This is a genomic window from Enterobacter sp. E1, from assembly GCF_016809815.1.
Lineage (GTDB): Bacteria > Pseudomonadota > Gammaproteobacteria > Enterobacterales > Enterobacteriaceae > Enterobacter > Enterobacter adelaidei.
This window is the reverse complement of the sequence record NZ_JAFBJM010000001.1, coordinates 344,018-370,290: the sequence shown is the minus strand read 5'-3', so window position 1 is coordinate 370,290 and position 26,273 is coordinate 344,018. Positions and strand designations below refer to the sequence as shown.

At 57.4% G+C, this 26,273-nt stretch carries 28 protein-coding genes and 1 riboswitch; of the genes, 12 read left to right on the top strand and 16 right to left on the bottom strand.

The window, feature by feature from the left end; translation table 11 throughout:
• The first annotated feature begins 2 nt into the window (after positions 1 to 2).
• Genes JGF26_RS01920 through hpxK form a run of 5 tightly spaced genes read left to right on the top strand, consistent with a single transcriptional unit; the run spans position 3 to position 4,525 of the window.
• A complete protein-coding gene (locus tag JGF26_RS01920; RefSeq protein ID WP_028019136.1) occupies positions 3 to 668 on the top strand; it encodes an amino acid ABC transporter permease in 666 nt (221 codons plus the stop codon).
• The gene (locus JGF26_RS01915; RefSeq protein ID WP_167587169.1) at positions 668 to 1,324 is read left to right on the top strand and encodes an amino acid ABC transporter permease; all 657 of its coding nucleotides are present in this window, start codon (positions 668 to 670) and stop codon (positions 1,322 to 1,324) included. Before JGF26_RS01920 ends, JGF26_RS01915 begins: the two co-directional genes overlap by 1 nt.
• Entirely contained in the window at positions 1,305 to 2,042 is a 738-nt protein-coding gene (locus JGF26_RS01910) for an amino acid ABC transporter ATP-binding protein (RefSeq protein ID WP_134707510.1), read from the top strand. The genes JGF26_RS01915 and JGF26_RS01910 overlap by 20 nt, the downstream gene beginning before the upstream one ends.
• Positions 2,043 to 2,057: 15 nt before the next feature.
• Entirely contained in the window at positions 2,058 to 3,299 is a 1,242-nt protein-coding gene (locus JGF26_RS01905) for an alanine--glyoxylate aminotransferase family protein (protein WP_134707511.1), read from the top strand.
• Positions 3,296 to 4,525, top strand: coding sequence for an allantoate amidohydrolase (gene hpxK, locus JGF26_RS01900; RefSeq protein ID WP_134707512.1), 1,230 nt, complete (start codon positions 3,296 to 3,298; stop codon positions 4,523 to 4,525). Before JGF26_RS01905 ends, hpxK begins: the two co-directional genes overlap by 4 nt.
• Here hpxK and cybB read toward each other — a convergent pair.
• Both cybB and JGF26_RS01890 read right to left on the bottom strand, forming a co-directional pair.
• Entirely contained in the window at positions 4,518 to 5,069 is a 552-nt protein-coding gene (gene cybB / locus JGF26_RS01895; protein WP_128348144.1) for a cytochrome b561, read from the bottom strand. The genes hpxK and cybB overlap by 8 nt on opposite strands.
• A 95-nt stretch (positions 5,070 to 5,164) precedes the next feature.
• Entirely contained in the window at positions 5,165 to 6,166 is a 1,002-nt protein-coding gene (locus JGF26_RS01890; RefSeq protein ID WP_028019131.1) for a magnesium transporter, read from the bottom strand.
• Positions 6,167 to 6,226: 60 nt separating this feature from the next.
• Positions 6,227 to 6,396: riboswitch (M-box (ykoK) riboswitch) on the bottom strand.
• A 159-nt stretch (positions 6,397 to 6,555) separates the two neighbouring features.
• Here JGF26_RS01890 and JGF26_RS01885 point away from each other — a divergent pair.
• A complete protein-coding gene (locus JGF26_RS01885; RefSeq protein WP_134707513.1) occupies positions 6,556 to 7,059 on the top strand; it encodes a DedA family protein in 504 nt (167 codons plus the stop codon).
• Between the two features lies 1 nt (position 7,060).
• On the opposite strand, the gene JGF26_RS01880 is transcribed toward JGF26_RS01885, so the two are convergent.
• On the bottom strand, positions 7,061 to 7,810 hold the full coding sequence (locus tag JGF26_RS01880) for an SDR family oxidoreductase (protein WP_128348145.1): 750 nt from the start codon (positions 7,808 to 7,810) through the stop codon (positions 7,061 to 7,063).
• A gap of 100 nt (positions 7,811 to 7,910) precedes the next feature.
• On the opposite strand from JGF26_RS01880, the gene JGF26_RS01875 reads away from it, so the two are divergent.
• Positions 7,911 to 8,270 (top strand): helix-turn-helix domain-containing protein, encoded by a 360-nt coding sequence (locus JGF26_RS01875; protein WP_028019128.1) that lies wholly within the window; start codon positions 7,911 to 7,913, stop codon positions 8,268 to 8,270.
• A gap of 1 nt (position 8,271) precedes the next feature.
• Here JGF26_RS01875 and JGF26_RS01870 read toward each other — a convergent pair whose 3' ends face one another.
• Together JGF26_RS01870 and JGF26_RS01865 are read right to left on the bottom strand one after the other, a co-directional pair.
• Positions 8,272 to 9,066 carry an SDR family oxidoreductase gene (locus JGF26_RS01870; protein WP_128348146.1) on the bottom strand — a complete coding sequence of 265 codons (795 nt, stop codon included), beginning with the start codon at positions 9,064 to 9,066 and terminating at the stop codon, positions 8,272 to 8,274.
• A gap of 126 nt (positions 9,067 to 9,192) precedes the next feature.
• Entirely contained in the window at positions 9,193 to 9,636 is a 444-nt protein-coding gene (locus JGF26_RS01865; protein WP_028019126.1) for a helix-turn-helix domain-containing protein, read from the bottom strand.
• A 151-nt stretch (positions 9,637 to 9,787) separates the two neighbouring features.
• On the opposite strand from JGF26_RS01865, the gene agp reads away from it, so the two are divergent.
• Positions 9,788 to 11,029 (top strand): bifunctional glucose-1-phosphatase/inositol phosphatase, encoded by a 1,242-nt coding sequence (gene agp / locus JGF26_RS01860; RefSeq protein ID WP_134707514.1) that lies wholly within the window; start codon positions 9,788 to 9,790, stop codon positions 11,027 to 11,029.
• Between the two features lie 32 nt (positions 11,030 to 11,061).
• Here agp and JGF26_RS01855 read toward each other — a convergent pair whose 3' ends face one another.
• Together JGF26_RS01855 and wrbA are read right to left on the bottom strand one after the other, a co-directional pair.
• The gene (locus JGF26_RS01855; RefSeq protein ID WP_028019124.1) at positions 11,062 to 11,289 is read right to left on the bottom strand and encodes a YccJ family protein; all 228 of its coding nucleotides are present in this window, start codon (positions 11,287 to 11,289) and stop codon (positions 11,062 to 11,064) included.
• Between the two features lie 18 nt (positions 11,290 to 11,307).
• Positions 11,308 to 11,904, bottom strand: coding sequence for an NAD(P)H:quinone oxidoreductase (wrbA, locus tag JGF26_RS01850; RefSeq protein WP_028019123.1), 597 nt, complete (start codon positions 11,902 to 11,904; stop codon positions 11,308 to 11,310).
• Between the two features lie 391 nt (positions 11,905 to 12,295).
• Between wrbA and JGF26_RS01845 the strand changes: the two genes are divergently transcribed.
• Positions 12,296 to 12,466: a general stress protein gene (locus tag JGF26_RS01845; RefSeq protein ID WP_001273664.1), complete on the top strand. Its 171-nt coding sequence runs from the start codon at positions 12,296 to 12,298 to the stop codon at positions 12,464 to 12,466.
• A gap of 117 nt (positions 12,467 to 12,583) precedes the next feature.
• Entirely contained in the window at positions 12,584 to 13,507 is a 924-nt protein-coding gene (locus JGF26_RS01840) for a DMT family transporter (RefSeq protein WP_134707515.1), read from the top strand.
• On the opposite strand, the gene rutG is transcribed toward JGF26_RS01840, so the two are convergent.
• The 7 genes from rutG to rutA are packed head-to-tail and all read right to left on the bottom strand — an operon-like array spanning position 13,495 to position 18,935.
• Positions 13,495 to 14,823 carry a pyrimidine utilization transport protein G gene (gene rutG / locus JGF26_RS01835; RefSeq protein WP_134707516.1) on the bottom strand — a complete coding sequence of 443 codons (1,329 nt, stop codon included), beginning with the start codon at positions 14,821 to 14,823 and terminating at the stop codon, positions 13,495 to 13,497. The genes JGF26_RS01840 and rutG overlap by 13 nt on opposite strands.
• Positions 14,824 to 14,844: 21 nt before the next feature.
• Positions 14,845 to 15,339 carry an NADH-dependent FMN reductase RutF gene (gene rutF, locus JGF26_RS01830; RefSeq protein WP_134707644.1) on the bottom strand — a complete coding sequence of 165 codons (495 nt, stop codon included), beginning with the start codon at positions 15,337 to 15,339 and terminating at the stop codon, positions 14,845 to 14,847.
• A 9-nt stretch (positions 15,340 to 15,348) separates the two neighbouring features.
• Positions 15,349 to 15,939 (bottom strand): malonic semialdehyde reductase, encoded by a 591-nt coding sequence (locus JGF26_RS01825; protein ID WP_028019117.1) that lies wholly within the window; start codon positions 15,937 to 15,939, stop codon positions 15,349 to 15,351.
• A gap of 9 nt (positions 15,940 to 15,948) precedes the next feature.
• The gene (rutD, locus tag JGF26_RS01820; protein WP_129324465.1) at positions 15,949 to 16,749 is read right to left on the bottom strand and encodes a pyrimidine utilization protein D; all 801 of its coding nucleotides are present in this window, start codon (positions 16,747 to 16,749) and stop codon (positions 15,949 to 15,951) included.
• A gap of 7 nt (positions 16,750 to 16,756) precedes the next feature.
• Complete coding sequence (gene rutC / locus JGF26_RS01815) at positions 16,757 to 17,143, bottom strand: pyrimidine utilization protein C (protein WP_028019115.1); 387 nt, start codon at positions 17,141 to 17,143, stop codon at positions 16,757 to 16,759.
• An 11-nt stretch (positions 17,144 to 17,154) separates the two neighbouring features.
• Positions 17,155 to 17,844: a pyrimidine utilization protein B gene (rutB, locus tag JGF26_RS01810; protein WP_028019114.1), complete on the bottom strand. Its 690-nt coding sequence runs from the start codon at positions 17,842 to 17,844 to the stop codon at positions 17,155 to 17,157.
• A complete protein-coding gene (gene rutA, locus JGF26_RS01805; RefSeq protein ID WP_028019113.1) occupies positions 17,844 to 18,935 on the bottom strand; it encodes a pyrimidine utilization protein A in 1,092 nt (363 codons plus the stop codon). Before rutA ends, rutB begins: the two co-directional genes overlap by 1 nt.
• Before the next feature lie 245 nt (positions 18,936 to 19,180).
• Between rutA and rutR the strand changes: the two genes are divergently transcribed.
• Positions 19,181 to 19,819, top strand: a complete 639-nt coding sequence (gene rutR, locus JGF26_RS01800) for an HTH-type transcriptional regulator RutR (protein ID WP_028019111.1) — start codon at positions 19,181 to 19,183, stop codon at positions 19,817 to 19,819.
• Here rutR and JGF26_RS01795 read toward each other — a convergent pair.
• Both JGF26_RS01795 and putA read right to left on the bottom strand, forming a co-directional pair.
• Positions 19,816 to 20,211 carry a lysozyme inhibitor LprI family protein gene (locus JGF26_RS01795; protein ID WP_128348382.1) on the bottom strand — a complete coding sequence of 132 codons (396 nt, stop codon included), beginning with the start codon at positions 20,209 to 20,211 and terminating at the stop codon, positions 19,816 to 19,818. The genes rutR and JGF26_RS01795 overlap by 4 nt on opposite strands.
• Before the next feature lie 51 nt (positions 20,212 to 20,262).
• Positions 20,263 to 24,225 (bottom strand): trifunctional transcriptional regulator/proline dehydrogenase/L-glutamate gamma-semialdehyde dehydrogenase, encoded by a 3,963-nt coding sequence (gene putA, locus JGF26_RS01790; RefSeq protein WP_203250354.1) that lies wholly within the window; start codon positions 24,223 to 24,225, stop codon positions 20,263 to 20,265.
• Between the two features lie 422 nt (positions 24,226 to 24,647).
• Between putA and putP the strand changes: the two genes are divergently transcribed.
• A complete protein-coding gene (putP, locus tag JGF26_RS01785) occupies positions 24,648 to 26,156 on the top strand; it encodes a sodium/proline symporter PutP (RefSeq protein WP_108090243.1) in 1,509 nt (502 codons plus the stop codon).
• Positions 26,157 to 26,273: the final 117 nt, after the last annotated feature.

Below are 26,273 nucleotides of genomic sequence, written 5' to 3'. Positions count from 1 at the left end.
CGATGACAGAGCAACTTCATTTCTCCGAACTCTGGCCACACTGGCCGGAGTTGCTGGCGGGGTTGTGGGTCACCATTCAACTGACCGTTATGGCAACTTTCGGCGGCCTGGCAATCGGTATTTTTGGGGCGGCCATTCGCAGCGGGCGGGCGACGTGGTTCAGCCGGATCTGGGGCGGTTATGTGGAGATTATTCGTAACACGCCGTTTGTGGTACAGCTGTTTTTTATCGTTTTCGGCCTGCCTAATCTGGGGTTGAAAATGACCGCCGGGGAAGCGGCACTGCTGGCGATGGTGGTGAACCTTGGCGCCTACAGCACCGAGATTATCCGGGCAGGCATTCAGGTCACGCCGAAAGGGCAGTGGGAGGCCGGACGCGTGTTGGGGCTCACCCGCCTGCAGACCTTTATTCGCGTGGTGTTGCCGCCTTCGCTGCAGCGCATTTACCCGGCGCTGGTGAGCCAGTGCATTATCGTAATGCTCGGCTCGTCGGTGGTGTCGCAGGTCTCGTATGAAGAGCTGACCTTCGCCGCCAACCTCATCCAGTCCCGTACGTTTTTGAGCTTTGAGGTTTACCTGGTGACAACCGGCATTTACTTAGCGCTGTCGATTACCCTGCGCCAGCTGATGATGGCGGCAGGACGGAAATGGCTGGGGGTGCAGGCATGATGACCACCTTTACCGACTGGGACATTATTCGCAACCTGCTGCTGGCCGGGCGCTGGACGGTGCTGCTGTCGCTGGTGGCGTTTGTCGGCGGGGCGGTGGTGACGCTGCCGCTCCTGCTGCTGCGCCTCACGGGTGGACGCACGGTCAGGTGCATCATCCGCGGCTATATCGAGCTGTTTCAGGGCACGCCGCTGCTAATGCAGCTATTCCTGGCCTTCTTTGGCGTGGCGCTGTTCGGCATCGACGTTTCGCCGTGGACCGCCGCCTCGCTGGCGCTGACGTTCTACACCAGTGCCTTTTTGCTCGATATCTGGTTTGGCAGCATTCGCGCCCTGCCAAAAGGCCAGTGGGAAGCGTCGCGCTGTCTCGGGCTGACGTTTGGCCAGACGCTGTTTCGCGTGGTCGCCCCGCAGGCGCTACGTATCGGCATCGCCCCAACGGTCGGTTTTGCCGTGCAGGTGATCAAAGGTACTGCGCTGGCGTCGATTATCGGCTTTATCGAGCTGACCAAGACCGGGACGATGCTGACTAACGTCACGTACCAGCCGTTTAAGGTCTTTGCGCTGGTGGCGCTGGGCTACTTTATTCTGTGTTATCCGCTGTCCCGCTACAGCCGCTATCTGGAGACGAAATTCAATGCCTCTCATCACCATTAATCAGGTGCAGAAGTACTACGGCGATAACCACGTGCTCAAGGGGGTCGATCTGGATATCGACATGGGCCAGGTCATTTCGATTATCGGACGCAGCGGGTCGGGGAAAAGCACGTTGCTGCGCTGCATCAACGGTCTGGAAGGGTATCAGGACGGCAGCATTAAACTCGGCGGCATGACCATTACCGACCGGGATTCCCAGGCGCGTGAAATCAGCCGCTCGGTCGGTATGGTGTTCCAGAGCTTCAACCTGTTCCCGCACATGACGGCGCTGGAAAACGTGATGCTCGCTCCGCGTCGGGTGCTGAAGAAAAGCGCCGCCGAATGTCGGGAGCTGGCGCAGCGCATGCTGGAGAAAGTCGGGTTGGGTGACCGTCTGGATTACTACCCGTCGAGCCTCTCCGGGGGCCAGCAGCAGCGCGTGGCGATTGCCCGCGCCCTGGCGATGTCGCCTAAAGTTTTACTCTGTGACGAGATCACCTCCTCGCTTGACCCGGAGCTGGTGGGCGAAGTGCTCAAAGTGCTGGAGCAACTGGCGGCCGAAGGGATGACGCTGATACTTGTTACCCATGAAATGAATTTTGCCCGCGAAGTGGGCGACCGCGTGGTGTTTATGCACCAGGGGAAAGTCTGGGAGCAGGGCGACAGCAAAACGCTGTTTGCTAACCCGCAGACCACAGAACTGAAACAGTTCATCTCTTCCGTGCGCGGCCTCAATTAACCTAAGGACACAAAGATGGACATCGCTCAATTTCCGCAAATCAACCCGCCGCAGCGCCTGCTGATGGGGCCGGGCCCGATCAACGCCGACCCGCGCGTGTTGCGCGCCATGTCGAGCCAGCTGATCGGCCAGTACGATCCGGCCATGACCCACTACATGAACGAGGTGATGGCGCTCTATCGCGGTGTATTCCGCACCGAAAACCGCTGGACGATGCTGGTGGACGGCACATCCCGCGCGGGGATAGAAGCGATTCTGGTGTCAGCCATTCTTCCAGGGGACAAAGTGCTGGTACCGGTCTTTGGCCGCTTCGGTCATCTGCTGTGCGAAATTGCCCGCCGCTGCCGCGCGGAGGTACACACCATCGAAGTCCCCTGGGGCGAGGTGTTCACCCCAGACCAGGTTGAAGATGCCATCAAACGCGTGCGCCCGCGCCTGCTGCTGACCGTGCAGGGCGATACCTCCACCACCATGCTGCAGCCGCTCGCGGAGCTGGGTGCCATCTGCCGCCGTTACGACGTGCTGTTTTATACCGATGCCACGGCCTCGCTCGGCGGTAACGCGCTGGAGACTGACGCCTGGGGGCTGGACGCGGTCTCGGCAGGGATGCAGAAGTGCCTCGGCGGTCCGTCGGGCACATCGCCGATCACCCTTAGCGCGCGAATGGAGGAGGCGATCCGCCGCCGCAAGTGCGTTGAGGAGGGCATTCGTACCGATGCCCACCGCGACGGCGACGAGGAGATGATCTACTCCAACTACTTCGATCTCGGTATGGTGATGGACTACTGGGGGCCAGAGCGTCTCAACCACCACACCGAAGCGACCACCGCGCTGTTCGGCGCCCGCGAATGCGCGCGTCTGATCCTGCAGGAAGGGCTGGATAACGGCATCGCTCGCCACAAGCTGCACGGCGATGCGCTGCTGAAAGGCATTCAGGCGATGGGGCTGGAAACCTTCGGCGACCTGCAGCACAAGATGAACAACGTGCTGGGGGTGGTGATCCCTCAGGGCGTGAATGGCGATCGGGTGCGCAAGCTGATGCTGGAGGATTTCGGGATTGAAATCGGCACGTCGTTTGGCCCGCTGCACGGCAAAGTGTGGCGCATTGGCACTATGGGCTACAACGCGCGTAAAGACTGCGTGATGACCACCCTGAGCGCGCTGGAGTCGGTACTCAATTACCTGAAATTTACCACTACGCAGGGCGCGGCGATGCAGGCCGCGTGGGATCACTATCGCAGTGAGACGCCAGAATGAGCCCGGCGGCAGAACGGGTGATGGCGCGCGCCGACGCGCTGGCCGCCATCAGCGAAAGCCCGGATGCGCTGACACGGGTGTATCTCTCCGCGCAGCATTTACAGGCCAACCAGCTGGTTGGGCAGTGGATGAGCCAGGCGGGGATGACCGTCTGGCAGGACAGCGTGGGTAATATTTGCGGACGTTACGAAGGCGAGCGAGAGGGCGCCCGGGCGGTGTTGCTCGGTTCTCACCTGGACACGGTGCGCAATGCCGGGCGCTACGACGGTATGCTTGGAGTGCTCACCGCCATCGAAGTGGTGGACAGTCTGCATCAGCAGGGGATTCGCCTGGCGCAGGCTATCGAGATTGTTGGCTTTGGCGACGAAGAAGGCACCCGCTTTGGCATCACGCTATTAGGTAGCCGTGGTCTGACGGGAACCTGGCCGCAGGGCTGGCTGGAGACGTGCGATGCCGGTGGCATCAGCGTGGCGCAGGCGATGGTGCAGGCAGGACTCGATCCTTCACGCGTGGCAATGGCGGCACGACATCAGGACGATTTCAGCGCCTGTCTCGAGTTGCATATCGAACAGGGGCCGTGTCTGGAGCAGGAAGGTCTGGCGCTGGGGGTGGTGGAAGCCATTAACGGCGCACGCCGCCTCAACTGTCGCTTTATCGGTGAAGCCGGCCATGCCGGGACCGTACCCATGAATCATCGCAAAGACGCACTGGCGGCGGCCGCTGAATGGATGGTGCAGATTGAAAACGCCACTCTGCAACACGGCGGTAATCTGGTCGCGACGGTCGGTGAGCTGCGCTGTTTTCCCGGTGCGGTGAACGTGATCCCGGGCGAGGTTGCGCTTTCGCTTGATATTCGTGGCCCGCAGGATGCGCCGCTTGATGCGCTGCTCGGTGAACTGCTGTTGCAGGCGCGGTCGATAGCGGCCCGCCGCGGGATGCATTTTGCTGCCGAAGAGTTTTACCGCATCGCCGCCACGCCGTGCGATACGCGTTTGCAGCGTCTGCTGGGGGAGGCCGTTGAGTCGGTACAAGGGCGCTCGTTATCCCTGCCCAGCGGTGCCGGGCATGACACCATCGCCCTGGCGGAGCGCTGGCCGGTCGGGATGCTGTTCGTGCGTTGCAAGGGGGGCATCAGCCACCATCCGGCGGAGTCGGTGATGGCTGAAGATGTCGCGCTGGCGATTGAGGCGTTTGGGCTCGCGGTCACATCGCTGGCGTCTATTTAGTGTTTTTCCGGGTTCGTAATGCGGGCAGCATCCTTTCCAGGGTGTTGTCATGCATGACGTAATGGTGAAACAGCGCAGCGGCAGCGTGCAGACCAATCAGGTAATAACCGGCATTGGCGACGATCTCATGGACCTCTTTCAGCCCGTGTTGCAGGTTCACGTCTGGTGTGGCCGCGACGGGCAGTGCGATCCCGAAAAACGACCACTCAATCTGACCGAAGTAAAGAGAGGCCATGCCCAGCAGAGGAAGTGAAATGAACATCAGGTAGATCAATCCGTGAAGGGATTTTGAGGCAATCTCCTGCCAGCGTGGCGGGGCAGGAACAATATCCGGATCGCTGTTTCGCAGCTTCAGCACCACTCTGAGGATCATCAGCAGCAGAACGCTTAGCCCTGCCGTGTAGTGGATCAGCCCCATAGTGGTTCGCGCGGGTGTTCCCTTCGGTGCGAACCCTTTCAGGTTCATGGTGGCATAGGCGACGATAATCACCAGTAGGACCAGCCAGTGAATTATTATCTGGCTTCGTGCATAGCTGTTTTTCATTTTTAACTCACCTTACAGGGTTATAAGGTGAGTTATAGAAGAAATAACTTAAGCAGACATTAACGGCCTTAGCCTGGACGACAAGGCGCGTTAAATTACTCCAGCCCCAGCGTATATTGCGCGATCTTGAAGTAGATAATCAGCCCGGTACCGTCGATCAGCGTGGCAATAAACGGCGCGGAGACGACGGCCGGATCAATGCCACAGCGCTTAAGCACCATCGGAATGACGGACGAGACAATCGCACTCCACAGCGTAATGCAGACCAGGGTCAGACTGACGATGAGCGTGATTTCCATCCCAATGCCCATCATCCAGGCACGAATACACCCGGCCAGGCCGAGCGTGGCGGCTATCATCAGCGAGGTGCTCATCTCTTTACGCAGCACGCGGCCAACATCACGCAGATGCACTTCCCCCAGCGCCATGGCGCGCACCAGCGTGGAGGTGATCTGCGTTCCGCTGTTACCACCGGTACCAATCAGCAGCGGGATAAAGAACGCCAGTGCGATGGCGGATTCCAGCGCCTCTTCAAAATGCTGGATCACCGAGCTGGTGTAAGCTTCTGCGACAAACAACAGCAGCAACCAGACGGAGCGTTTCTTCCACAGACTGAAGGCGCTGGTTTCCAGATAGGGTTTCTCCAGCGGCAGCGTCGCCCCCTGAAGCTGAGCATCTTCGGTGACGTCATCTTCCAGCAGATGCGCGATTTCGCGCTCGGTGAGGCAGCCAACCAGCTTTCCATGGGTGACCACGGGCACGACATCCGCACCACCGTGCGCCAGCAGGCCGGCGACATCGGCGCGTTCATCCTCCGGTTTGACCTGCAGAAACTGCGAGATCATCAGCGCTCTCACCGGTTGTACCGTATCGGTGGTCTGCAGTAATTTGCGCACCGCAATCATGCCCGCCAGGCGACCATTATCTTCGATAAAAATATGCGACGGAATATCATCATCTTTTAATTTCTCAAAGAATTGCTCGCGTGCCAGCGCCACGCATAATGAAATATCGAGGACAATAAAATCGGTATTCATATATTGCGCGATGGCGCTGTCATTGAATGCCAGGTTTTGGTTGTGAATAGCGTAAGACATAGTGAATTCCCTTTGAATAATAAAATCTCTCAGGGGCGAGCAAGACAGGGCATGTCGAAGAGGAGATCCCCACGTCCTGGTTTCAGCACTGTACACCGTATCCCGCGAGGGAAGTTATACTGACAAAGCCTTGATTCGACAGTGCCTGTTTTACCCTGTGCCGGTTCTCTCGAACCCACCAGAGCGATAACGTGTATTTGTACAGGAGCCTCGCCATAACGAGATCGTTGTAAAACGAAAGAAATAATACGCTTATTTTATTTTGCCGCTCAGAATTTTAAATAATGTTTAAGAATGGTTTAGGAGAATCTTATTAATGGAATGTTGAAGGTTTATTTAAGGTTGTTCATTTTAAATGGAGAGTGAAAAGAAAAATGGAGGAGGGGAAAATGACATGGCTCGACAATCTGCTGAATCATTTTGCGCTTTATCCGGCACATCTTTTTGCGGTGTTGTTTATCATGGCACTGAGTAAATCGACGGCGCTGATCTCTTCCGTGCTGCCGCCTGCCTCGGTGATGCTATTGGCGGGCATTACCGTCAGCCAGGCTAGCATGCATCCTGCGCTGGCATGGCTGGCCGTGGTGATGGGCGCAACGGTGGGTTCGGTGCTGAATTACCATATCGGTCAGTTGATGGGGAACACGCGGTGGGTGGCACGCTTCACCGCAAAACATGCCGGCAAATTTTTACGGGTGCAACATCAGCTACAGAAAAACGGCGTGCTGGTGCTGTTCACTGCGCGTTTTCTGGCGGTGTTGCGCTATATCGTACCGCTGGCAGCGGGTATGCTCAGGCTTAACGTGGCGAAGGTTTACGTTGTCAGTCTGTTCTCTGCGGCCGTATGGGCGGCGCTGTACGTCGGCATTGTTACCGGCATCAGCGCCTTTTGAACTACAGGTTTCCTGTTCCGCCGTCGACCAGCAGTTCCGTACCTACCGTGTAGCTCGATTCGTCAGAGGCCAGATAGAGTGCGGCTTTCGCCAGCTCTTTCGGCGTCCCCATTCTTCCCAGCGGGACAAGGTTTGCAATATCCCCCTGTAAGGCTTTCTGCGCTTCGGCGCTTAACCCCAGCTTGTTGAGCGCCGGGGTTTCTACCGGACCCGGGCTTAAACCGTTGACGCGAATGCCGCGCGACAGCAGCTCTGCTGATAGCGTTCGGGCCAGCGACAGTAAGCCCGCCTTGCTTGCCGCATAAACGCTGCTGGTAGGCAGACCGATACGCGCGCTCACGGACCCACAGAGGATCACTGAGGAAGGATTATTGAGCAGCGGTAGCAGGGCCTGAATCAAAAAAAACGGCCCTTTCAGGTTGATGCGCATCAGACGATCCCAGGCATCTTCCTGCCACTCTTCCAGCAGACCGTGCGTCACGTCTCCGGCGTTGATAAAGACGGCATCTAGCCGCGGCCAGCGCGAGGCGAGCGTCTCCGTCAGCGCTTTTTGTGCGGCGATATCTCCCGCATCAGAGGGGAGCACCCAGGCTTTGTCGCCCAGAATGCGTTGCGCTTCGGCAAGGGTTTCCGGATGACGTCCGGTGACGGCCACGTGCGCCCCTTCGGCGATAAACTCCTGCGCGGTGGCAAGGCCTATGCCGCTGGTTCCGCCGGTAATCAGCGTATATTTACCTGCTAAACGACCCATGTTCTTCTCCTGAAATGACTCTGGAGAAAGCACTATAGAAACGTTAGTATCGAAAGGAAACCAGGTACCGTTTGGATACTAATGAGGCAAGAGGTGTGCGATGGCGGAATTACTCGATGTTCCCGGCGAAAAAAAATCTGACGTTTATCTGTGTCCGATGACCCAGTTTGTGAACCTGATTTCGGGTAAATGGGCGATCCCGATCCTCTATCGCCTGATTGTGTTGAATACACCGGTTCGCTTTGGCGATCTGCTGCGCGCCGCCGCTCCCATTACGCAAAAAGAGCTAACGAAACAATTGCGTTTGTTCGAGCAGCGCGGGCTGGTGTCGCGCACGATTTACCCGGAGATCCCGCCGCGTGTGGAGTATCAGATAACTGAACTGGGGTTAACCCTACAGGGCGCGCTCTCGCCGCTGGCCGCCTGGATGCGTGAATACGGCGACCAGCTCAAACGATAGACTACTGTTTGACATAGCGCGGTGCAGGAATACCGGTGCGCGCGCTGTTAAATAGCTCAAGACGTGCGACTTCGTAGCGTTCCCACAGGCTGACGTCATGCATCGGTGGAATGGTGATCAGTTCGCCCTGATCCAGACCCGCCAGCGATGCGTCGACCATATCGTCGGTCGTCATCACCGAGCCTTCCGGCAGATCGTTAACCGTCACGCCAGAATGACTCCAGATCTCTGTAGCCGTGGCGGCAGGTAAAACAGCCTGAATACGCACATTGCTGTCGGCAAACTCTTCCTGTAGTCCGCGGGTAAAGCTAAGCACCCACGCCTTGGTGGCACTGTACAGCGCGCTACCCGCCCGCACATGCAGGGACAATACCGAGGCGATATTGATCAGCGTACCGCGATTGTTCTGCGTCAGACGCGGCAGGATCGCATACGTCAAACGCATCAATGCCGTGGTGTTAAGGGTATTAATCGCCTGATGCTGCGCCACATCGCCCGCGAGGAAGGGCGCCATCTGCGCCGTGCCTGCGTTGTTAATCAGCGTGTCGATAGCGGTATTGCTGCGCAGTTCCTCTTCCACGGCGCGGATCCCAGTTTCCTCGGTCAGATCGGCGACCAGAATATCGACAGATACGCCATAGCGCTTACGAAGATCCGCGGCCAGCGTTTGCAGACGTGCTTCACGTCGGGCGACCAGCACCAGATTGGTACCACGTGCAGCCAGGCGATCGGCATAAACAGCGCCAATTCCGGAAGAGGCGCCAGTAATCAGGGCGGTAGTGAGTTGCGTAGTCATCGTGTGTTACCTCTGAGTAAAGTGGGTTATTTGGTTTCAATATGAAACTTTATTTACTCTCTGTCATTTGGTTTTATAATGCAACCATTTTGCTGGCAATTTTTTGTTTTTGCCTGGCGAAGCGGGTCAGGAAGGAAGTTTTGGCACTATCTCTTCAGGTGTCAGTTCGCGGCCATCGTCGGCGATAAGTGCCAGTTTACGCAGAGGTTTACGCCGTTCGGTATCGACCAGCACGGTGCCGAATTCGTCTTCAGCAAACAAAAATTCATTGCCCCACTGCGACAGCGCAACCAGTACCGTCTGCAGGGCGCGCCCTTTATCGGTCAGGACATACTCCTGCCAGGCGCTGCCGTCGGATGCCGGCTGGAGCGTGAGGATACCTTCGTCGACCAGCAGTTTCAGACGCGTGGTCAGCATGTTTTTCGCAATACCGAGGCTTTTCTGGAACTCACCGAAGCGCGTGATACCCCGCAACGCGTCGCGAACAATCAGCAATGACCACCAGTCGCCGATGATATCCAGCGAACGGGCTACAGGGCAGGTGCTCTCTTCAAGACGGGTACGTTTCACAGTCAATTCTCCGGCGGGGTATGGTTTTATTATAAAACTAATCTGTCTACCGGGTAAGTCTGTTATTCATCAGTTTGAGAAATGCTTCCCGGAAAAGTGTTACGAATCTGTCACACTAAACGCGACATTTAAAACGAGTGAGGAATTAGGGATGAGAAAAGCACTACTCGCGCTGGCAATCGCCGGTTCCATTTCAGCGACATTTGGCGTGCAGGCGCAAGAGACGCCGGAAGGGTATCAGCTGGAGCAAGTTTTAATTATGAGTCGTCATAACCTACGCGCGCCGCTCGCCAATAACGGCAGCGTACTGGAACAATCGACGCCGAAGCAGTGGCCGCAATGGGAGGTACCAGGCGGTCAGCTCACCACCAAAGGTGGCGTGCTTGAAGTCTACATGGGCCATTACATGCGGGAATGGCTGGCTGAGCAGGGGATGGTGAAGACGGGAGAATGTCCGCCAGCGGATAGCGTCTACGCCTATGCCAACAGTCTGCAACGTACCGTTGCCACCGCGCAGTTCTTCATCACGGGGGCCTTCCCTGGATGCGATATCCCTGTGCATCACCAGGAAAAAATGGGCACCATGGATCCGACCTTTAATCCGGTGATTACCGATAACTCGCCTGAGTTCCGCGAAAAAGCGCTGAAGGCGATGGAAGCGGAACGGCAGAAAATGCAGCTCGGAGAAAGCTATAAGCTGCTGGAGCAGATGACCAATTACGCTGATTCGCCGTCCTGCAAAGAGAAGAAAATATGCTCTCTGGCGGATGCGAAAGATACCTTCAGCGCAGACTATGAAAAAGAGCCAGGCGTATCCGGACCGTTGAAAGTGGGTAACTCGCTGGTCGATGCGTTTACGCTGCAGTATTACGAAGGTTTCCCGGCCGATAAGGTGGCCTGGGGAGAAATCAAAACCGACCAGCAGTGGCGCGTGTTGTCGAAGCTGAAGAACGGCTATCAGGATTCGCTGTTTACCTCCACCGAAGTGGCGCAAAACGTGGCGAAACCGCTGGTGAAATATATCGACAAAGCCCTGGTGACCGATCAGGCCAAAGCGCCAAAAATCACCGTGCTGGTGGGGCATGATTCGAACATTGCTTCGCTGCTCACCGCGCTGGATTTCAAACCGTATCAACTGCACGACCAGCACGAACGTACCCCGATTGGCGGCAAGATTGTCTTCCAGCGCTGGCATGACAAAAATGCCAATCAGGAGCTGATGAAAATTGAGTATGTCTATCAGAGCTCGGAGCAACTGCGAAACGCCAGCGTGCTGTCGCTGCAGTCTCCGGCGCAGCGCGTGACGCTGGAACTGAAGGGATGTCCGGTTGATGCCAACGGTTTCTGTCCGGTCGATAAATTCAATGCGGTAATCAACAACGCGGCGAAATAGAAGATACCCCCCGCCCTGGCGGGGGGATTGTTTCAGACGTTTTTACGTTCGATGGTTTGCTCACCCCAGAAGAGCGCGTCTTTGTCCGTCTTTTCGAAGGCGCGCATTAGCACTTCATCGCTGCCTTCTTCCCAAATCTGCTCTGCCAGCTTCTCGTCATATTTTGCGACTTCAAAAATGGCTTCGGCAATCTCCGGAGAGGTATTGCGTAAACTTGCCCATTCACCCACGCGGTGGGCTTTTGATTCTTGAGTAGGCATACTTGTCCTCCTGTTGGGTTAGCCGTTCAGTTTTTTGGCGAGACCTGCGACATATTCACCCTGATAGCGGGCGATAGTGAGCTCTTCATTGCTCGGCTGTCGGGAGCCATCGCCACCGGCAATGGTGGTTGCACCGTAAGGTGTCCCGCCACGTACCTGAGAAACATCAAATAACTCCTGTGCGCCGTAGCCAATCGGCACGATCACCATTCCGTGATGAGCAAGGGTCGTCCAGGTTGAGGTGATGGTTTGTTCCTGGCCGCCACCGGTTCCGGTGGAGCTGAAGACGCTGGCAAGCTTGCCGTACAATGCGCCTGAGGCCCATAACCCGCCGGTTTGATCGAGGAAGGTGCGCATCTGGCCGGACATATTGCCAAAGCGGGTGGGTGTCCCGAAGATAATGGCATCGTAATCTGCCAGCTCCTGAGGCGTGGCGACCGGGGCATTTTGCGTTTTCCCCCCGGCCTTCGCGAAGGCTTCTGCCTGCATGGTTTCCGGTACGCGCTTCACCACAACCTCAACGCCATCCACCCTGTTTGCACCTTCTGCTACCGCGTGAGCCATGGTTTCGATGTGTCCATACATGGAATAATAGAGCACCAGAACTTTTGCCATTTTGCATCACTCCTCGTATGTTTTTTCTGGCAGCGGATCGCTGCGTTCATTTAAAGATATGCCATCACAGCCAGACTGCAAAAATGAACGGCATTTCTTTGATTTATAACAAAATGGATGAGAAAACGCTTTGTAGCAAAATGAAACAACTTTTTGGCGGTCGATTTTTGAAACGATAAGAAAGGCTTATTAATGGCCGTTACGCAATCTCATACGAAAGGCTGAGATCATGTTGCAGGATATTACCTGTGACTTGCCTGATCGCCTCACTCCACTAAGCTTAGTCTCACGTGACACAGATAAAGGTACTCACCTGGTGTCGCGAGGTGAAAGAATCCTCTTTTACTGAATGCAATATGATGTCTAATGTTTCACATCCTGGAGGTTAGAGATGGCAAACCATCGTGGTGGTTCAGGTAATTTCGCTGAAGACCGTGAAAGAGCATCAGAAGCAGGTCGTAAAGGTGGCCAGTCCAGCGGGGGTAACTTCAAAAATGACCCTCAGCGCGCATCAGAGGCTGGCAAAAAAGGGGGTAAAAACAGCCATGGCAGTAACAAGTAATATGCCGTGCTGTACCCCTGCCGCCGGGGTTTCCCGGCGGTTTTTTTATTTCTGCAACATTGAACTGTAACCAAAGGCAACGCACACTACAGAATTGAGTTTAATTTCTGGTGCCGCATGTCTGTCTCACGCTTCAAATTCTCCGTTAAACCGCAGGAAGCCATCCTCATTCTTATCACCATGTTTTGGGGCGGGACCTTTCTGGCCGTCCAGTACGCGGTGACCCTCAGCGATCCGTTCTTTTTTGTTGGTCTGCGCTTTGCGACGGCAGCGATTGCCGTGGGGCTGATATCGCTTAAAACGCTGCGTGGACTGACGCTTAAAGAGCTTAAGGCGGGCATCGCAATCGGGGTGGCAATTGCGATGGGCTACAGCCTGCAAACGTGGGGGTTACAGACGATATCCAGCAGTAAATCGGCGTTTATCACTGCCATGTATGTACCGCTGGTGCCGTTACTGCAGTGGCTGTGTCTTGGGCGACTACCGGGGCTGATGTCCTGTATTGGCATCGTACTGGCGTTTATTGGTCTGATTTTACTTGCCGGGCCGGAAAACAACCTGCTGGCACTGGGGCCGGGGGAGATCATCACCCTGGTGGGGGCCATTGCCATTGCCGCGGAAATTATTCTGATCAGCGCCTGGGCGGGCAAGGTTGACGTTAAGCGCGTGACGGTGGTGCAGCTCGCTACGGCATCGCTAGTGGCGTTTGCTGCGATGGTTCCGGCAGGGGAGTCCGTGCCACCGATGTCCACCGGGTTGATTGTGGTCGCGCTGGGGTTGGGCATCTTTAGCGCCATTATTCAGGTCACTATGAACTGGGCGCAGCGCAGCGTATCCCCGACGCGGGCGACGGTGATCTACACAGGAGAACCCGTCTGGGCCGGGATTTTCGGGCGTCTCGCTGGAGAACGTTTACCGCTGCTGGCGCTGGTTGGTGCGGCGTTTATCGTCGTTGGGGTGTTGGTGAGTGAGCTAAAGCTGAAACGGAAGAAAAAAGCGCTGCCGGAAAATGACAGCGCTGTGTTAAATCACGACTCTTGATGCACGACCTCGCCCTGCGGTGCGGCCGCTTTCCGGCGGCTCAGCAGGGCGTTAAGCAGAATCGCCCCGAAGGTCGCCGTACCTATTCCACCAATCGTAAACCCGCCCAGCGTCAGGGCAAAATCGCCCGCGCCCAGTACCAGCGTGACCGCCACCATAATCAAGTTGCTGTTCTGGCTGAGATCGACGCGATGCTGTACCCAGATACGCGCGCCGGCCACAGCGATAAGCCCAAACACCACAATGGATGCCCCGCCAATCACCGGCGACGGAATGGTATGGATCAAAGCCCCGAATTTCGGTGAGAAACCGAGCAGCATGGCCATCACCGCTGCCGCCACAAAGACCAGTGTCGAATAGACTTTAGTCACCGCCATCACGCCGATATTCTCGGCATAGGTGGTCACGCCACTGCCGCCCACCGAGCCGGAGAGCATAGTCGCCAGCCCGTCACCGACAAATGCGCGGCCCATATACGGGTCCATACTGCGCCCGGTCATCCCCGCCACTGCTTTCAGGTGGCCTAAGTTCTCTGCCACCAGGATCACCGCCACAGGCGCGATGAGCATCATCGCCTGGGTGTTAAAGGTGGGAGAGGTGATCTGCGGCATGCCGAACCAGGCAGCCTGATGAAGCAGGGTAAAATCGACCGGTTTGCCAAGGCCAAAAACATTGGTCAGCAGGGCATAGACCAGGCAGGCGACAATCAGCCCGACCAGAATCAGCAGCCGCTGGATCATACCCCGGGTGAACACCGCTACCAGACCGATACAGAGCACGGTGATCACCGCCATCCAGCTTTCAAACGGCGAGCCGGAAACACTTCTGACCGCAATTGGCGCGAGGTTCAGACCAATCGCCATCACCACCGCCCCGGTCACAACCGGAGGCATCATGCGTTCGATCCAGCGTGTTCCGATCTTCATCACCACCAGACCGATCAGGGTGTAGACCAGACCGCAGGCGATGATGCCGCCGAGGGCCACGCTCAGGTTAGGGTTGATCCCCTGGCCGTTAAATCCGGTGGTGGCGATGACCACCCCCACAAAAGCGGCGCTGGAGCCCAGATAGCTGGGGACGCGCCCGCCGGTGACAAAAAAGAACAACAGCGTACCGATACCTGACATCAAAATGGAGAGATTGGGGTCTAGCCCCATTAGCATCGGCATCAGCACCGTGGCGCCGAACATCGCGACCGCGTGCTGGACGCCCATCACCAGGGTTTGCCCGATAGGGAGCCTTTCATCCGGCGCGACCACGCCAGGTTCTGTGGAGGTCGATTTCAACTGCCAGTGGGGAAATCCGAACATTGCCATGAGCTATCTCCTTAAGGAGGGTTAACAGGCGGGTCGCATAAGCGCGTGGTAGCCGCGGTCGAACCACACCAGCCCTTGCGGCGCGGGGTGGCGAATAATCGAAACAATGTCGCAAAACAGGATGTCGTGGGTACCCACGCTGACCACCTGGCTGATACGGCAGTCAAACGAGGCCAGCGCCTCTTCCAGACGCGGACAACCCGTGTCGCCCGTCTGCCAGCGGGCGGCGGCAAAACGTTCCTCCATGGGGGTTTTACCACCAAACAGGTTGGATAGCGGCTCTTGCCCGGCGCTCAGGGTATTCACGCAAAGCGTGCGGTTTGCGCTAAAGGTCGGCCAGACCGATGCGCCACGGTTCAGGCACACCAGCAAAGTGGGCGGTGAATCCGTGACGCTGCACACGGCGCTGGCAGTGAAGCCTGCCATCCCTGCCGGGCCGTCGGTAGTGATGATATTGACTGCTGCCCCGACGCAGGCCATGGCGTCGCGAAAGGTTTGTTTATCCGGTACTGTCATCATCGCTCCTTACGCCAGCCCGCAGGCATCGTCGAAGTCCAGACGCGGCAGGCGTCCGTAAAGTTTGTTCGTATCACCATAGCCAATGTTGATCAGCAGATTGCTTTTAAGCGTTGTGCCGGTGAAAAAGGCCTCATCGACTTTTTGTCGGTCAAAGCCGGACATTGGGCCGGTATCCAGCCCCAGGGCACGACAGGCAAAAATAAGGTATGCGGCCTGCATTGAGCTGTTGCGAAAGGCGGTCTCTTCGGCAAGTGCCGGGCTTGAGGTAAACCAGCTTCTGGCATCGCCATGCGGGAACAGTTCGGGCAGGCGCTCGTAGAATTCCCCGTCCCAGGCCACAATGGCCGTAACCGGGGCGGTGAGGGTTTTCTCCAGGTTGCCGCTGGAGAGGGCCGGGCGCAGCTTCTCTTTTCCCTCTGCACTTCGTACAAACACAATCCGCGCCGGGGAGCAATTGGCGGACGTGGGTCCCCATTTCATCAGGTTGTAGATCTCGCGCAGCGTCTCGTCGCTGACCGGAATGTCCTGCCAGCCGTTGTGAGTGCGCGCGCCAGTAAATAACGTCTCCAGCGCGGTGGGGTTAATGGCTTCGCTCATCAAAACTCCTTATAAAGCGGGTTCAGGGCTGTGCAGCAGGCTGGCAAGCCCGTTCAGCAGCAGGGTGTTAAAGATGTCAGGTTCGGTGACGTTGCAGGCATGGCCGCCCTGGCGCATCACCGCCTTGTGGCTGTGTGGGATCGCTACCTGCAGTTCCGTGGAGCACACCGAGGGCACCAGCATGTCGTCAACGGAACAGATAATGTGTACCGGGCAGCGAATGCGTGCGGCGTGGCGGCTGAAGTCGGCCTTTTTCAGTGCGTCCAGCCTGCGCAACAGGTTGGCTTTGCCCTGAAAGTGGGCCAGCGCCAGGGCGTCTTCTGCCTCAAGACGCGGCGCGCGGGCGGCCATCCAGTCAGCCGGGTAGAGGAACAGCGGCTGTGCCTCTACCCACGCTTGCGCACCACCCGCATGCAGCAGACGCTCGCGGATCTGAAAGCAGCGGCGGGTATGGGCGTTTAGGGTCAGCCAGCCGTTGACGCACACCAGCGCAGTCAACGATTCTGGTTTATCGAGCGCCAGCTGCAGACCCACCAGCGCTCCCAGCGCATGGCCTACCACGCAGTAGCGCGTGATCCCGGCATCATTCAGCGCCTGCGCCAGCTCGTCGGCCATCTCAGCAAGGCTATAACCTTCCGGCAGGGTGGCGGGATTATTGCCCGTACCGCGCTGGTCATAGCACACCACCTGATACTCCTTCTCCAGTGTGGCCAACTGGGGCAGCCAGTAGCTGCCGCTGCCACCGAGTCCGGCAATCAGCACCACCACGGGCGCCCCCTCATACGGGGGCTGTGAGACAGAGAGTTTCATGGCGGCCTCACTTCGCGATGTGTGCAACGGACGCAATCTCAACGAGCGCCTCCGGCTTCACCAGCCCGCACTGAATGCAGAACCGGGCCGGTTTATCACCGGGGAAGAACTCCGCGTAGATTTCGTTAATCGCGGCGTAGTTTTTCCAGTCGGTGATAAAGATGCTGTTGAAGGTCACATCCTCCATGGTGCCACCCGCTGTTTCGATCACATTTTTGATCGTCTCCAGCACGTGGCGCGTTTGCGCCTTTGGGTCGTTGATAAACACCACGTTATTGTCTTTATCAAATGGCAGCGTGCCGGAGACATACACCACGCCATCGGCAAGGGTGCCGGGAACAAACGGGGCAATCGGCGTACTGGTGCCAGCGGGGATGATTACGGATTTCGGCATCATGTGTCTCCTCAGGCAATACGGGCGAGTGGGGGATTCAGGGCGTCGCAGAAATCAGCCACATTACTCACCCAGCCAAAAAAGGTTTCGATATTAAACAGAGCCGCTTTCTGGGCGAATTCCGGCCCCGCCTGATGCGTTGCGTCTTCCAGCACGACACCGAAATACTCAAGGAAAAAGCCGTCACGCAGCGTGGATTCCACACAAACGTTGGTGGCAATGCCGGTGAAGACCAGATGACGAATACCCCGGCTGCGCAGCAGGCTGTCGAGTGGGGTGTTGAAAAAGCCGCTGTAGCGTGGTTTGGGCAGCACGATATCGCCTGCCTCAGGAACCAGTTCATCCACCAGCTGGTAATCCCATCCGCCTTTTGCCAGCAGCTTGCCCTGTAACTCGGGTTGTTTGCGCATGGTTTTCAGGGCGTTCGATTTGTGGAAGTTGGGCGAGCCAGGGCCTCCAGCCTCCACGTATTGATCGTCCCAGCCGTTCTGAAACCAGATGATGAGCATCCCGGCGGCGCGGGCAGCGGCTACGGCGGTTTTAATGTTCTCAATCACCGGTTTGGTGGCGGAAACGTCGAACCCCGCCAGATCCAGATAGCCGCCCTGGCTGGCGTAGGCGTTTTGCATATCCACCACAATCAGGGCGCTCTGCTGTGCATCAAACGTGATGGTTTCCGGACGTGCAGCAAGTGTCGTCATTACGCAACCTCCTTTGTGATAGCGGGAATATGGGCGCGGCACTGCATCAGCGGTTGGATACGCTCGCCGAAGGTTTCCACGCCGGTGAGGAAATCATCGAAGGTCAGCAGGACGCCTTCAGCGCCAGGCACTGCGGCCACTTCATCCAGCATTCTGGCGACGCTGGCGTACGAGCCAACCAGCGTGCCCATATTGATATTGACGGCGGAGGTCGGGTCGGCCATCTGGCGCACGTTGGTATCTGAGCCGGAACGGGTATCTTTCTGGCTCTGTTCGGTGAGCCAGCTTAGCGCCTCCTCGTCTGCGCCATCTTTGTAACGCTCCCATCTGGCGCGAGCGGCGTCGTCGGTCTCGTCGGCAATCACCATAAACAGCACGTAGGAACCTACGTCGCGCCCGGTTTTGTCGGCGGCCTCTTTCATCCGTGCGGCGGTCGGGGCGAAGGCGGCAGGCGTGTTTACGCCTTTTCCGAAGCAGAAGTTGAAGTCAGCGTATTTAGCAGAGAATTCCATCCCCGCGTCGCTCTGTCCGGCGCAAATGACTTTCATAGGGACAGAAGGCTGCGGGCTGACGCGACAGTCATTCATGGTGAAGAAGTCACCTTTGAAATCGCTTTTGCCGGTGCCCCACAGATCGCGCAGAACCTGCACATACTCGGTGAGGTAGTCGTAGCGACGAGAGAAGTAATCGTCACCCGGCCAGAGTCCCATCTGTTCATACTCCGGTTTTTGCCAGCCGGTCACCAGATTGACGCCAAAGCGCCCGCCGGAGATGGAGTCGATGGTGGAGGCCATACGCGCCACAATTGCAGGTGGCAGAGTGAGGGTGGCGGCGGTGGCGTAGATCTGAATACGCGAGGTTACCGCGGCCAGCCCGGCCATCAGAGTGAAGGACTCCAGGTTGTGATCCCAGAATTCGGTTTTGCCGCCAAAGCCGCGCAGCTTGATCATCGAAAGCGCAAAATCGAAATGGTAGTGCTCCGCTTTCTGCACGATGGCTTTATTCAGCTCGAAGGTCGGCATGTATTGCGGTGCAGTGGTCGAGATAAGCCAGCCGTTGTTGCCGATAGGGACGAATACGCCAATTTTCATCACGAACCTCTCTTCATTACGTCGCAGGTGTAACGGTGTTTTTGCAAAGGCAGTGCCAGTTTTGAAAATGGCAGTGTTATTAATGTGTTAACCAGAAGTTGGTGGTTTGATGCGATAAAATGTGGACTAAATGGTCAAAAACATTGCACAGAAAACAGGCACTCATGCGCGATCGGAGTGCAGGATGTCGTGGCGAGACAGGGGTTTTGCTATGCTGAGGGCAATGCAGAAAATGGAGAGCAGGAATGACACAAGGCGCAGTGAAAACACCCGGTAAACGTTCGCAGGCCGTGAGCGCCAAGAAGCAGGCGATCCTCAGCGCGGCGCTGGAGACTTTTTCACAGTTTGGTATTCACGGCACGCGCCTGGAACAGGTGGCGGAGCAGTCCGGGGTGTCCAAAACCAATCTGCTCTACTACTATCCGTCGAAAGAGGCGCTCTATGTGGCGGTGATGCAGCAGATCCTTGATATCTGGCTGGCACCCCTCAAGGCATTCCGTGAAGAGCTGGCTCCGCTGGTGGCTATTAAGGAGTACATCCGCCTGAAACTTGAGGTGTCGCGTGATTACCCGCAGGCATCAAGGCTGTTCTGTCTGGAGATGCTGCAGGGCGCGCCGCTGTTGCAGGCGGAACTGACGGGGGATTTAAAGCAGCTGGTTGATGATAAATCGGCCATTATTGCCGGATGGGTCGCCAGCGGGAAACTGGCACCGGTCGACCCGCATCATCTGATCTTTATGATTTGGGCCTCCACTCAGCATTACGCTGACTTTGCGGCCCAGGTTGAGGCGGTGACCGGAAAAACGCTCCAGGATGAGGCGTTTTTCCAGAGCACGCTGGAAAATGTGCAGCAGATGATCATTGAAGGGATCCGCGTGCGTTAGTTTCCCGGCGGGAGAGGGCAGCTTAAGTCGCCCTCTTCACACTGCATCAGCGAGGTCAGAAACGCTTCACGCTCCACGGTTTTTTCCGCCAGACACTGATTAACGATCATTGGCTGAACGCTGCCTCCTTCCGTACCCGAACCGATAAATGTGCAGTCCGCATCGCGCAGGGCAATCCAGGCCTGCTGCGCCTTTTTCAGCAGATCTCGCTGGGGGGCTGCCGCGCGTTTGATGGCGGCCTGGTACGTCTGGTTGAGTTTTTTATCGGCAGCCTGATACTGCTGCGCGCTACAGGTGTTTAGTTCAAGCTGAGTGGTCGCTTTGTCGCACTCATCGGCCAATGCGCTGGCGCTCATCAGCATTACTGCGCCCGCAATAAGAAATCGTTTCATACACTCCCCAATAAAATAAGGCTCCGTCTCCGGAGCCTTATTAGCACAGCGTTAGCCGATTGTCATCAGGCTGGCGTTACCCCCTGCGGCGGCGGTGTTGACGCTGAGTGAGCGCTCAACGTACAGACGCTCCAGCAACAGGTTGGTTTCACCGCGGGCGAAGCCCTGCACCGAAACAATCGCCCCGCTGCGGGCAGCAACCTGCTCGCACAGTTCACGGAGCTGGTCAGAATCACCGTGGTAGATAACGGCGTCAAACGGCTGCGTCAGCAATGCATCCGCTTTCGCGAAGTGAATGCGGGACGAGACTGCTTTCGGCAGCTGTTTAGCCAGGTCACGATGCAGCGCATCTTCCGGCCACAGCACTTCACAACCGGTCGCCGCGGCAGCAGCCAGCTGCACCAGCGCATCCTGCTCGTTATCCGCCACGCACAGCACGCGCTCACGCGGCATCAGCGTCCAGGTGTTGCGCTCGCCGGTTGGACCCGGCAGCAGACGCTGGGTACCGGCCTGCGCCAGCTCGCCATACTGCTGCGCGAGAGCACGCAGTTCAGGACGTTTTTCCGCCCATGTGATAAGCGCTTCCAGCGGCTGCGTCAGCACGGTTTTCAGCTGCGTATCCACCGGATAGTCTGCGTCCTGACGTGCCAGGGTGACGCCCAGCGCGTTCTCCGGACGGTTCGCCAGCAAACGGTACAGATAGAGCGGACCACCCGCTTTTGGACCCGTACCGGACAAGCCTTCGCCGCCGAACGGTTGCACGCCCACAACTGCACCCACCATGTTACGGTTGACGTACAGGTTGCCCACTTTGGCGCTACCGGTCACCTGAGCGATGGTTTCGTCAATACGGGTATGGACACCCAGCGTCAGGCCATAGCCAGAAGCGTTGATCTGCTCAATCAGCGCGTTAAGGTTGTTACGGTTGTAGCGCACCACGTGGAGTACCGGACCGAAAACCTCTTTTTTCAGTTCGTCGAAGCTCGCCAGTTCAATCAGCGTTGGCGGCACAAAGGTGCCGGTCCGCCATTCGCGGGTATCTTCACTGTTTTCACGCACCGCCTGGAATACCGGACGGCCTTTCGCGCGCATGGTCTGAATGTGGTTTTCGATGTTGGCTTTAGCTTCCGCGTCGATCACCGGGCCGATATCGGTGGTGAGACGGCCCGGATTGCCCATACGGCATTCGGACATTGCACCGCGCAGCATCTTCAGCGTGTGGTCGGCCACGTCATCCTGCAGGCACAGCACGCGCAGGGCGGAGCAGCGCTGGCCGGCGCTGTCGAAGGCGGAAGCCAGAACGTCAACCACCACCTGCTCGGTGAGCGCGGAGGAGTCAACGATCATTGCGTTCATCCCGCCGGTTTCCGCGATGAGCGGCGTCGGACGACCTTGCGCGTCAAGACGGGTGGCGATGTTGCGTTGCAGCAGGGAGGCCACTTCGGTCGAGCCGGTGAACATCACGCCGCGCACGCGGTTATCGGCGGTGAGCTTCGCACCGACGGTTTCCCCCCGGCCAGGCAGCAGCTGAACCACGCCCGCCGGAACGCCGGCCTCCAGAAGAATGTTGATGCCCTGGGCGGCAATCAGCGGGGTTTGTTCTGCCGGTTTTGCCAGCACGCTGTTACCCGCCGCAAGCGCAGCGGCAATCTGGCCGGTGAAGATCGCCAGTGGGAAGTTCCACGGGCTGATACAGACGACCGGGCCAAGCGGACGGTGGGTTTCGTTATCGAAATCATCACGCACCTGGCCGGCATAGTAGTGCAGGAAGTCGACCGCCTCGCGCACTTCGGCAATGGCGTTGCTGAAGGTTTTACCCGCTTCGCGCACCAGAATGCCGATGAGCTGTTGCATCTGATCTTCCATCAGCACCGCAGCGCGTTCGAGAATGGCGGCACGTTCCTCAGGAGGGGTGGCGAACCAGATAGGGGCGTTATTTACTGCGCTGTCCAGCGCCTGATCCACTTCCGCGTCAGTCGCTTCACGCACGTAGCCGACGATATCTTTTGGCTCCGCCGGGTTAATCACTGGCTGCATTTCTCCATCAGCGACAGGTTGCTCCAGCATTGGTTTCGCCTGCCACTTCTGCAGCGCGCTGTTGAGCAGGGCAGAGGAGAGAGAGGCCAGACGGTGTTCGTTGGCGAGATCCAGACCTGCCGAGTTCACGCGGCCTTTGCCGTACAACTCGCGCGGCAGGGCAATCTTCGGATGCGGCAGGCCAATCTGGCCTTCCTGCGCAGCCATCTTCTCCACCGCCTGTACCGGGTCGGCCACCAGCTCGTCCAGCGGCAGGGTGGTATCGGCGATGCGGTTAACGAAGGAGGTGTTCGCGCCGTTTTCCAGCAGACGACGCACCAGGTACGCCAGCAGGGTTTCGTGGGTGCCCACCGGGGCATAGATACGGCACGGACGGTTCAGCTTGCCGTCCGCCACTTTACCGGTGACCTGCTCGTACAGCGGTTCACCCATGCCGTGCAGGCACTGGAATTCATACTGGCCCGGGTAGTAGTTCTGTCCGGCCAGGCTGTAGATCGCCGCCAGGGTGTGGGCATTGTGGGTAGCGAACTGCGGATAGATCAGGTTCGGCACGCCGAGCAGCTTTTTCGCGCAGGCGAGGTAAGAGACGTCGGTGTACACCTTGCGGGTATAGACCGGATAGCCTTCCAGACCGTCCATCTGGGCGCGTTTGATTTCGCTGTCCCAGTAGGCGCCTTTCACCAGACGGATCATCAGGCGGCGACGGCTGCGGCTTGCCAGGTCAATCAGATAATCAATGACGAACGGACAGCGCTTCTGGTAGGCCTGAATAACGAAACCAATCCCGTTCCAGCCCGCCAGCTCTGGCTCGAAGCACAGTTTTTCCAGCAGATCGAGAGAGATCTCCAGACGGTCGGCCTCTTCGGCATCGATGTTAATACCAATATCATACTGGCGCGCCAGCAGGGTCAGCGATTTCAGTCGTGGGTAGAGTTCTTCCATCACCCGGTCGTACTGCGCGCGGCTGTAGCGCGGGTGCAGCGCGGACAGCTTAATGGAGATGCCCGGGCCTTCATAAATCCCGCGACCGTTTGACGCTTTACCAATGGCGTGGATCGCCTGCTGGTAAGAAACCATATAGGCCTGCGCGTCGGCGGCGGTCAGCGCTGCTTCACCCAGCATGTCGTACGAGTAGCGGAAACCTTTATCTTCCAGCTTGCGGGCGTTTGCCAGCGCTTCGGCAATGGTTTCACCCGTGACAAACTGCTCTCCCATCAGGCGCATCGCCATATCCACGCCCTTGCGGATCAGCGGCTCGCCGCTCTTGCCGATGATGCGGTTCAGGGAACGGGAGAGGTTGGCTTCGTTATGGGTCGAGACCAGCTTGCCGGTAAACAGCAGACCACAGGTGGCGGCGTTAACGAACAGCGACGGGCTGCGGCCAATGTGTGACTGCCAGTTACCGTTGCTGATCTTGTCGCGGATCAGCGCGTCACGGGTGGCTTTATCCGGAATACGCAGCAGCGCTTCCGCGAGGCACATCAGCGCCACGCCTTCCTGTGACGAGAGGGAAAACTCCTGCAGCAGACCCTGAACCATTCCGGCGCGGCCGGTGGCGGTTTTCTGGTTACGCAGCTTGTCCGCTAATTGATACGCCAGGCTGTGTGCCTGCGCGGCAATCGCTTCTGGCAGGCGGGCCTGCTCCAGCAGCATCGGAACGGCGTCGGTTTCGGCACGGCGCCAGGCGCCGGTGATGGCGGCACGGCTGACGGATTGCGGCAGGATCTGCTCGGCAAATTCAAGGAACGGCTGATGACTGTCTTCGCCCGCGATCGGGGCTTCCTCACTTTCATTCGCCGCGCCAGCCAGCAGGGCAGGCAGCTCTGGCAGACCGTCTTCACTCTCCAGTCTTTCCAGATAATTAAAAATTGCCTGCTTGATTAGCCAGTGTGGTGTGCGGTCAATGCGGGTGGCTGCGGACTTAATCCGTTCGCGCGTTGCGTCATCCAGCTTAACCCCCATGGTGGTCATACCCATGCCAAAACTCCTGTTGTTCTTTAATAGTGTTCTGTCGTTAGCGTGAAATATCCACCATGTTGCAACTTTGTGCAACCGTGTTAAATGTGACCTGGTTTGCAACCCAGAAAATGAATGGATTGTTAATGAATGGTTAGCTGGAAAAAAGAGCTGGCTTCTGCATCTCAGGCCTGTTTTTATGCGGTGCTTAACATTTTTAAAAGGTGCAACCCGTATAAGTGTGAGCGAGTGCAACCTATAGGAAAGTTGTATCAAGCCAGGGATGAATTTGATGTAAATGCAGTGTTAAATCGTTTGTCAGCGGGGTGCGCATACGGCAGGATAGCGCGCCCAACGGAAACACAAGATACATTCACCACGTTCCGGTGATCATATAACAAGGCAGCCCGGACGGTTGTCGCTCGACTTTTTGGAGAATTTGAATGGCTATTAGCACACCGATGCTGGTGACATTTCTCGTTTATATTTTTGGCATGATCCTTATAGGGTTTTTGGCATGGCGTTCAACAAAGAACTTTGACGACTACATTCTGGGCGGACGTAGTTTAGGCCCGATGGTGACCGCGTTATCTGCGGGGGCATCAGACATGAGCGGCTGGCTGCTGATGGGGTTACCAGGCGCGATTTTCATCTCCGGTATTTCAGAAAGCTGGATTGCCATCGGCCTGACTGTCGGGGCATGGATCAACTGGAAACTGGTGGCAGGCCGTCTGCGTGTGCATACCGAGGCCAATAATAACGCCCTGACGCTGCCGGATTACTTCACCGGACGCTTTGAAGATAACAGCCGCATCCTGCGCATTATCTCTGCGGTGGTTATTCTGCTGTTCTTCACCATCTACTGTGCCTCCGGCATTGTGGCGGGCGCGCGTCTGTTCGAAAGCACCTTCGGCATGAGCTACGAAACCGCCCTCTGGGCCGGTGCTGCGGCGACCATCCTGTATACCTTCGTGGGCGGTTTCCTGGCCGTAAGCTGGACAGACACCGTGCAGGCGAGCCTGATGATCTTCGCCCTGATCCTGACCCCGGTGATTGTGATTTTCACCGTTGGCGGCTTTGCCGATTCGCTGGAAGTGATCAAACAGAAGAGCATTGAAAACGTCGACATGCTGAAAGGGCTGAACTTCGTTGCCATCGTGTCGCTGATGGGCTGGGGTCTGGGTTACTTCGGTCAGCCGCATATCCTGGCGCGCTTTATGGCCGCGGACTCTCACCACACCATCGTGCATGCGCGTCGTATCAGTATGACGTGGATGATCCTGTGTCTGGCGGGGGCGTGTGCGGTAGGCTTCTTTGGTATCGCGTACTTCAACAATAACCCGGCACAGGCGGGCGCGGTGAACCAGAACGCCGAACGTGTGTTTATCGAGCTGGCGCAGATTCTGTTTAACCCGTGGATTGCCGGTATTCTGCTCTCCGCGATCCTGGCGGCGGTGATGTCTACCCTGAGCTGCCAGCTGCTGGTTTGCTCCAGTGCCATCACCGAAGACCTGTACAAAGCTTTCCTGCGCAAAGGTGCAAGCCAGAAAGAGCTGGTGTGGGTAGGGCGCTTTATGGTTCTGCTGGTGGCGCTGGTGGCGATTGCACTGGCGGCCAACCCGGAAAACCGCGTGCTGGGCCTCGTGAGCTACGCATGGGCGGGCTTTGGTGCGGCATTTGGTCCGGTCGTGCTGTTCTCCGTCATGTGGTCACGTATGACCCGTAACGGCGCGCTGGCGGGAATGATTATCGGTGCGCTGACCGTTATCGTCTGGAAACAGTTCGCATGGCTGGGCCTGTACGAAATCATACCGGGCTTCATTTTCGGCAGCGTTGGTATTGTGGTCTTCAGCCTGCTGGGTAAAGCGCCGTCCGCCTCCATGCAGAAACGCTTTGCTGAAGCAGATGCGCATTACCGCTCTGCACCGCCGACTAAGCTGCAGCCGGAATAATTTTTCCCTCGGAACACTGAAGGCCGGGCAAGCGGTAGCGCTGCCCGGCTTTTTTCTTGCCAAAATCCGTAATTTCCTGTGATATCCATGTGCTTATAACAATGAGGATAGCGAAGC

Bases quoted from the DNA above. Each gene is read 5' to 3' on its own strand.
- JGF26_RS01920 (WP_028019136.1), top strand. From the start codon at position 3: ATGACAGAGCAACTTCATTTCTCCGAACTCTGGCCACACTGGCCGGAG.
- JGF26_RS01915 (WP_167587169.1), top strand. From the start codon at position 668: ATGACCACCTTTACCGACTGGGACATTATTCGCAACCTGCTGCTGGCC.
- JGF26_RS01910 (WP_134707510.1), top strand. From the start codon at position 1,305: ATGCCTCTCATCACCATTAATCAGGTGCAGAAGTACTACGGCGATAAC.
- JGF26_RS01905 (WP_134707511.1), top strand. From the start codon at position 2,058: ATGGACATCGCTCAATTTCCGCAAATCAACCCGCCGCAGCGCCTGCTG.
- hpxK (WP_134707512.1), top strand. From the start codon at position 3,296: ATGAGCCCGGCGGCAGAACGGGTGATGGCGCGCGCCGACGCGCTGGCC.
- cybB (WP_128348144.1), bottom strand. From the start codon at position 5,069: ATGAAAAACAGCTATGCACGAAGCCAGATAATAATTCACTGGCTGGTC.
- JGF26_RS01890 (WP_028019131.1), bottom strand. From the start codon at position 6,166: ATGTCTTACGCTATTCACAACCAAAACCTGGCATTCAATGACAGCGCC.
- JGF26_RS01885 (WP_134707513.1), top strand. From the start codon at position 6,556: ATGACATGGCTCGACAATCTGCTGAATCATTTTGCGCTTTATCCGGCA.
- JGF26_RS01880 (WP_128348145.1), bottom strand. From the start codon at position 7,810: ATGGGTCGTTTAGCAGGTAAATATACGCTGATTACCGGCGGAACCAGC.
- JGF26_RS01875 (WP_028019128.1), top strand. From the start codon at position 7,911: ATGGCGGAATTACTCGATGTTCCCGGCGAAAAAAAATCTGACGTTTAT.
- JGF26_RS01870 (WP_128348146.1), bottom strand. From the start codon at position 9,066: ATGACTACGCAACTCACTACCGCCCTGATTACTGGCGCCTCTTCCGGA.
- agp (WP_134707514.1), top strand. From the start codon at position 9,788: ATGAGAAAAGCACTACTCGCGCTGGCAATCGCCGGTTCCATTTCAGCG.
- JGF26_RS01855 (WP_028019124.1), bottom strand. From the start codon at position 11,289: ATGCCTACTCAAGAATCAAAAGCCCACCGCGTGGGTGAATGGGCAAGT.
- wrbA (WP_028019123.1), bottom strand. From the start codon at position 11,904: ATGGCAAAAGTTCTGGTGCTCTATTATTCCATGTATGGACACATCGAA.
- JGF26_RS01845 (WP_001273664.1), top strand. From the start codon at position 12,296: ATGGCAAACCATCGTGGTGGTTCAGGTAATTTCGCTGAAGACCGTGAA.
- JGF26_RS01840 (WP_134707515.1), top strand. From the start codon at position 12,584: ATGTCTGTCTCACGCTTCAAATTCTCCGTTAAACCGCAGGAAGCCATC.
- rutG (WP_134707516.1), bottom strand. From the start codon at position 14,823: ATGGCAATGTTCGGATTTCCCCACTGGCAGTTGAAATCGACCTCCACA.
- rutF (WP_134707644.1), bottom strand. From the start codon at position 15,339: ATGACAGTACCGGATAAACAAACCTTTCGCGACGCCATGGCCTGCGTC.
- JGF26_RS01825 (WP_028019117.1), bottom strand. From the start codon at position 15,939: ATGAGCGAAGCCATTAACCCCACCGCGCTGGAGACGTTATTTACTGGC.
- rutD (WP_129324465.1), bottom strand. From the start codon at position 16,749: ATGAAACTCTCTGTCTCACAGCCCCCGTATGAGGGGGCGCCCGTGGTG.
- rutC (WP_028019115.1), bottom strand. From the start codon at position 17,143: ATGCCGAAATCCGTAATCATCCCCGCTGGCACCAGTACGCCGATTGCC.
- rutB (WP_028019114.1), bottom strand. From the start codon at position 17,844: ATGACGACACTTGCTGCACGTCCGGAAACCATCACGTTTGATGCACAG.
- rutA (WP_028019113.1), bottom strand. From the start codon at position 18,935: ATGAAAATTGGCGTATTCGTCCCTATCGGCAACAACGGCTGGCTTATC.
- rutR (WP_028019111.1), top strand. From the start codon at position 19,181: ATGACACAAGGCGCAGTGAAAACACCCGGTAAACGTTCGCAGGCCGTG.
- JGF26_RS01795 (WP_128348382.1), bottom strand. From the start codon at position 20,211: ATGAAACGATTTCTTATTGCGGGCGCAGTAATGCTGATGAGCGCCAGC.
- putA (WP_203250354.1), bottom strand. From the start codon at position 24,225: ATGGGTATGACCACCATGGGGGTTAAGCTGGATGACGCAACGCGCGAA.
- putP (WP_108090243.1), top strand. From the start codon at position 24,648: ATGGCTATTAGCACACCGATGCTGGTGACATTTCTCGTTTATATTTTT.